This window comes from Roseibium sp. RKSG952, from assembly GCF_009711355.1.
This window is the reverse complement of the sequence record NZ_SMMF01000627.1, coordinates 1-2,696: the sequence shown is the minus strand read 5'-3', so window position 1 is coordinate 2,696 and position 2,696 is coordinate 1. Positions and strand designations below refer to the sequence as shown.

Below are 2,696 nucleotides of genomic sequence, written 5' to 3'. Positions count from 1 at the left end.
ACGAACCACCGGGCCGAGCGGCTCCTTGGAGATGATTTCCGGAAGAACGATATGGTCGCCCGGATTGGTCAGCTTCAGACGGTTGGCATAAAGACCCGAAGCATCCGTGGTGTAGACGTCACAACGGCCGGCGTCATAAGCGGCAACAACCTCGTCGTTCTTTTCAAAAGCGACGATTTCATACGGCATGTTGTTGGAGCGGAAGTAGTCGGCAACGTTCAGCTCGGTCGTGGTGCCGGTCTGGGTACAGACGGACGCACCGGACAGTTCCAGAGCGGAGGTGACGCCGAGATCACGGCGGACCATGAAGCCCTGACCGTCATAGTATGTCACGCCGGCAAAGTTCAGGCCCAGCTGGGTGTCACGGGACATGGTCCAGGTGGTGTTGCGCGACAGGATGTCGATTTCGCCGGACTGCAGAGCGGTGAAGCGCTCTTTTGCAGACAGCGGTGTGAACTTGACAGCCGTTGCATCACCGAAGATCGCAGCCGCAACCGCGCGGCAGTAATCAACGTCGATGCCGGTCCAGTTCCCCTGCGAATCCGGGTTCGAGAAACCCGGCAGCCCCTGGCTCACGCCGCACTGAACAAAGCCTTTGGCCTTGACGTCGTCCAGCGTCGCTGCGTTTGCAGCAGACGCGGCGACACCCATGGCAGCGCCGAGTACAAGCGGAAGGATCTTTTTGGACATGGATATGCAGCCTTTATTGTTACCCATATTCTATCGTTGACATTGGGCCGGTTAAACAACGCCCACACCGCCTCCCAAGGCAGGCTGCGCCCATCCGCATATTCCGGATGATTCCTCCGGACACTATTTCTCCGTCCCAACACTCGCATTCCATGGCATTTCTTCCGAGTGGTCAAGACTTTGCTGACCTCGAATCGTCACATTTCCGTCGTTGGAATTTTGATTCGCTTTTGCGTGACTGATGAATTGGCAACCACGCCCAAAACAAAAGCAAAAGCCGCACACGAATTGAGCAGCGCGGGAAATTCGCGAAAAATCGCCGTTTTCGCGAGACAAGTCTGCCGGATCAGGACAATTAACCCGGCAGCTGGTCAGTTTGGAAAGGGCCGGTTACCGGATCGGCGGCGCGTATTGAATGCCGCCATCCTTCCACAGAGCATTTAGGCCACGCTCGATCCCGAGCGGCGTTTGCGGGCCGACGGTGCGGTCAAAAATCTCGCCATAATTGCCGACAGCCTTGACGGCACGTGCCGCCCAGCCGGTATCAAGGCCCAGCCCTTCACCATACGCGCCCTCGACGCCAAGGAATCGCTTCACGGACGGATTGTCCGAAACCGTCATCTCGTCGGCATTGGCCTGCGTGATGCCAAGCTCTTCAGCGTTGAGCAGGGCAAACAGCGTCCACTTCGCGATGTTGAACCACTGGTCATCCCCCTGGCGCACAGCAGGCCCGAGCGGCTCTTTCGAAATGGTTTCCGGCAGGATGATGTGGTCACCCGGAACTGTCAGCTTCAAGCGGTCGGACGCCAGCCCAGACGCATCGGAGGTATGGACGTCGCACCGGCCCGCGTCATAGGCGGCAATCACTTCGTCGGTCTTTTCAAATGCCACGATCTCGTAGGGCATGTCGTGCTGACGGAAGTAGTCGGCGACATTCAGCTCCGTCGTCGTCCCGGCAGCCGTGCACACCGACGCGCCGGCAAGCTCAAGTGCAGACATCACCCCCAGATCGCGGCGGACCATCAACGCCTGCCCGTCATAAAATGTCACGCCCGCAAAGTTGATCCCGAGTGCCGTATCCCGCGACATGGTCCAGGTCGTCGTGCGCGACAGGATGTCGACTTCGCCCGATTGCAAGGCCACGAAACGCTCGGCCGGAGAGGTCGGGCGGAATTTCACGGCATCCGGATCTCCCAGCGCAACCGCTGCCAGCGCCCGGCAATAGTCGACTTCCAGACCGGACCAGTTGCCCTGCGCATCCGGATTTGAGAAGCCCGGATTGCCCTGGGTCACACCGCAAGTGAAGTATCCCTGTTCACGGACCTTGTCGAGCGTCGCGGCTCCGGCTTCGATGCTGCCGAGAGACACCACGGCCCCCAGTGCGAGTGACAGGAGCGATCTTTTCATTGTTATTCGCCTCGTTTGTGCCGATGCCGCCGGGCGTTCCGTTACCGGCCGCTCGTATCCCGGCGGACATCAGCTAATTCATGACGGCGAAAGAATACGGTTTCGTTCCGTCAAGCCAAGAACACCAATGGCGTGCAAACCGGCATTCCTGAAAAATTCGTGCCGCCTTCATGCCGAACCAAAAAACAAAAACGCCGCACGGCTGAAACCGTGCGGCGCAAGGTGTGCTGCTTTTTCGCTTATCCGGTCAGCGGACTGGCGGAGCGTACTGGATGCCCCCCTCGTTCCACAGGGCGTTCAACCCCCGGCCAATTCCGAGCGGCGTCTCCGGTCCGACGTTGCGGTCAAAGACCTCTCCGTAATTGCCGACAGCCGACACGACCCGTCCGGCCCAGTCCTTGTCGAGCCCGAGGCCTTCGCCATAAGCCCCTTCAACACCAAGGAACCGTTTGACCGACGGATTGTCCGATTTCTTCATTTCCTCGACATTTGCCTGCGTGATGCCGAGCTCTTCAGCGTTCAGCAAGGCAAAAAGCGTCCACTTTGCAATGTTGAGCCATTGATCGTCTCCCTGACGAACCACCGGGCCGAGCGGCTCC

The 2,696-nt window shown here is 59.1% G+C and carries 2 protein-coding genes and 1 pseudogene; all 3 read right to left on the bottom strand.

From position 1 onward, the window contains the following. A partial coding sequence (locus E1297_RS02990; protein WP_155133741.1) for an amino acid ABC transporter substrate-binding protein occupies positions 1-690 on the bottom strand: 690 nt, incomplete at its 3' end. Positions 691-1,080: 390 nt separating this feature from the next. Beyond that, positions 1,081-2,097, bottom strand: a complete 1,017-nt coding sequence (locus E1297_RS02985) for an amino acid ABC transporter substrate-binding protein (protein ID WP_155133738.1) — start codon at positions 2,095-2,097, stop codon at positions 1,081-1,083. A 247-nt stretch (positions 2,098-2,344) separates the two neighbouring features. Beyond that, positions 2,345-2,696 (bottom strand): annotated as a pseudogene (locus E1297_RS49030) (amino acid ABC transporter substrate-binding protein); the annotation flags it as partial.

Coding starts and splice junctions, on each gene's coding strand:
- E1297_RS02985 (WP_155133738.1), bottom strand. CDS start 2,097: ATGAAAAGATCGCTCCTGTCACTCGCACTGGGGGCCGTGGTGTCTCTC.